This is a genomic window from Moorena sp. SIO4A5 (genome assembly GCF_010672005.1).
GTDB lineage: Bacteria > Cyanobacteriota > Cyanobacteriia > Cyanobacteriales > Coleofasciculaceae > Moorena.
Genome location: NZ_JAAHHZ010000557.1, coordinates 1 through 3224 on the forward strand (window position 1 = coordinate 1; position 3224 = coordinate 3224).

The 3224-nt window shown below is 44.0% G+C and carries 3 protein-coding genes; all 3 read right to left on the reverse strand.

Annotation, left to right across the window (positions count from 1 at the left end; genetic code table 11):
* On the reverse strand, window positions 1-1199 hold a 1199-nt coding region (locus F6K57_RS40915), incomplete at its 3' end, for a CHAT domain-containing protein (RefSeq protein ID WP_293074743.1).
* A gap of 466 nt (window positions 1200-1665) precedes the next feature.
* On the reverse strand, window positions 1666-2733 hold the full coding sequence (gene bchI, locus F6K57_RS40920) for a magnesium chelatase ATPase subunit I (RefSeq protein ID WP_293074746.1): 1068 nt from the start codon (window positions 2731-2733) through the stop codon (window positions 1666-1668).
* A gap of 75 nt (window positions 2734-2808) precedes the next feature.
* Window positions 2809-3120, reverse strand: coding sequence for a hypothetical protein (locus tag F6K57_RS40925; protein ID WP_293074749.1), 312 nt, complete (start codon window positions 3118-3120; stop codon window positions 2809-2811).
* Window positions 3121-3224 lie beyond the last annotated feature (104 nt).

Below are 3224 nucleotides of genomic sequence, written 5' to 3' on the forward strand. Positions count from 1 at the left end.
TAAAATTCATTCATCAGCACTAGGGTTCCACCATCGCTGACAGACCACAAACTAGCTACTGCTGACTTGACATTGGCGCGAACCGCTAATCCCGCAAAGCCTAACTCAGCCTCTTTATCCCCGATGGCAGTTTGACAAGAACTCAGCACCAATAATTCTACCACTGGTGAGTGCCAACGCAATTCAGTGAATATATCTAAAGTCAGTTTACTATTCCAAAACTGAATATAAGACTTGTTTGGTTTTCCCGCCTGGAAGTCTGAATGAGTTGCCAGGTGCAGGATTTGAAAATTCTTATGATATCCCAGTTGCCACTGTAGATTAGTTAGGGTAAAATCTTTATTGAGGAAAGATTTTCCTTGCCAGGGATATTGGGTGATAACAGATAACTCTACTGGCACAGCAGGTAAAGGATTGTGATCATTAAATTCTGATGCTCCCATAGCCAAAACTTGGGAATTTTTCAGGTCGGTATAGACAGTATCTGTTAATTTGAAGGCAGGAATCAGGGCTAAACTATACTTTTCCACCAGAAACTCTTGGCCATCATGTAAGGCAGCAAAGGGCAAGTGGCGTAACCCCCCACCTAGACAAAAAATTAGATTGTTGATGCCTTGAGCTTTAAGGTCTGGTTCCACAGGCTCAATGATCCACTGATAGAGTTGTTGAGCTACTGGTAGATAATGTTTAGAGTGCCTACGAATAGGATTAGTAATAGTTTGGATAAACTCTTGCACTAGACTCAACAGAGCTTCCTTATTGGCTGCGGAGACACGCTTGTGAATGGGCTTACCTTCTGGTGTAATTAATACCAGCTCTAGTTGCTGGGGTCGCGGAACCATGTAGATAAGACCAGGCTTTTGACCAGTTTGATTGGTGATTTTGCCAAGAGTATCAGCAATTTCTTCCACAGTGATGGATTGGTCAGGGAAATTGATGTCTAGGTGATTCTGATATTGTTTTTCCCAAGTTTGTTCAATTAAAGGTACTGCTTCTACTACTTGGTTATTGTCCAGGGCTGTTCCAAAGTTGGGGGGATTAACAGCTGGTGATTGAGCAATAGTTTGAGTAAGAGCATTGGAGCCAATATTGTTAGACATTGGCTTAGTGACTTGTGCTTGCACCGAAAAAGCACTGATAGTTCCGGTGAAGTGTAGTGTCGCTAGGAACCAGCTAAAGCTAGTCGCTATTCCTTTCATAGTTACCTCACGGATAAAAGCAAAGGTAAGTAGTAAACGTAAGTATTTAGCGAACGCGCCCCGCGTGACCTACGGTCAATCGCGCTACGCGCACTTTACACGAAGGCACTTACCCAGTCAGCTTTGGAATCAAGCAAAACTTAGGAATTTGGCTGAAACTGGCCAGTAGATAAGTTTTTCTTGACAAATCTCCGTTTTTCGGATTATCCTGATTAGGATTAGCTGAAAGCTAAACGCTAAACGCTGAATACTTACGATTAGAAAGAGCAAAACTGACAGCAGATGGATTTTTGCTCCATCTGTCAGAATAGTCAATCTTTCTTAAAGCAATGAGTAATAGCAATCCTATTTAATGGGAATTAGGATTGCTGATTAGACTTGCTCTATAGTACTTATCCGCCTTGAGTTAACTATTTATGCAAGAAAGAAAATTAATTATTTAAGAAAGGTATTGCGCTATAGTAACTCAATCTTCTTCAGCTGCTTCAACCCCAAAAACACGGTTAAAGGATTTGAGAACCTTATATCCTGAATCAATCGACTCCAGGGGGTCTTTACGCAAGCGGTGCCGTAAACATAAGGTAATCACCCGGCGGATATCATCCACTGTAACTTCAGTTCGTCCTTCAAATGCAGCCAGAGCCTTAGCCGCACGATTAGTTACAATATCACCCCTGAGTCCATCCACATCCAGTTCTGAGCAAACTTCTGAAATATTCACCCGAAAGTCGTAGTCCATTTCTACTTCAGCAAGTCGCTCTTGAGCCATTACTATCTGTTTCTGTAACGCTTCTTGCTCAGTTTGGTGCTGTTCAATATATTGGTTGGGATTTTGATCAAACTCTCCCCGTTCTTCCACAATTTTGACTCGCAGCACTGGTTCTTTGACTGTACGGATTTCCGCGTGCATCCCAAAGCGGTCTAGTAACTGGGGTCGTAATTCTCCTTCTTCTGGGTTACCAGAACCTACTAATACAAAGCGAGCAGGGTGGCGAATGGATATGCCTTCCCGTTCTACAGTATTCCAACCACTAGCAGCGGAGTCTAGGAGTACATCCACTAGGTGGTCATCGAGCAGGTTAACCTCATCGACATAGAGGATGCCTCGATTAGCTTTAGCCAACAGTCCTGGTTCAAAAGCTTTGACACCTTCAGATAAGGCTTTTTCTATATCGATTGTACCACAAACCCGGTCTTCGGTTGCTCCTAACGGTAAATCTACCATGGGAACTTTTTTCTTGACCGTTGTCCTAGATGCAGCTGCTCCATTACCATTGCCCATCCAGTCAGGTTCCTGAGGGTCACTGTTGAAAGGGTCTTCAGCAACTACATCGATTTCTGGTAATAAATCAGCTAAGGCACGAATAGTAGTAGATTTGCCTGTGCCGCGATCGCCCATGATCATTACTCCCCCAATCTTGGGATCGATCACATTTAGGAGCAATGCCAGTTTCATTTCTTCCTGACCGACAATGGCAGTGAAAGGAAACACTAGGCGGCGAGTAGTCTTGGGCGCTTGGGCAGTAGGACTCACTGGGATTACTTTATTGTTATGGTTGATTTTTCTCGACGATTACTATTTTGCCATAGTGCGTGCCTTGAGAGTTGATCAGTCTTTTCCGTTTCGACAGGGGGTAATAATATACCCAGTTGTTGCATCTCCTAATACCCAATTAAATTCAGTTCCCCAATACCACCAGTAGGCTCCGACATAGGCGCAGATGATGCTATCTAGCTGGTCTTCGGCAGCTTTGAGGGCTTTGCCGGTAGTGGGGATGTGGGGGAAAAACGAACTGCAAAGACTAGAAGTCAGGGGCGAGGATGATAGGGAGTTGAGAGCAGGGGTAAGGGTGGGTAGGGTATCGAGAATATATTGACGAAGTTTGATTAGTTCAGCATGTGCAACATTTAACCTGTGCAAACCTACTTATCAGCAGGAATGACCTGTATAGCACCAGGTGAAAACCTGGTGGTTGTTGCCGACAAAGCACGAATCATTATGTTCCGTGCGCCATTCCAATCCCG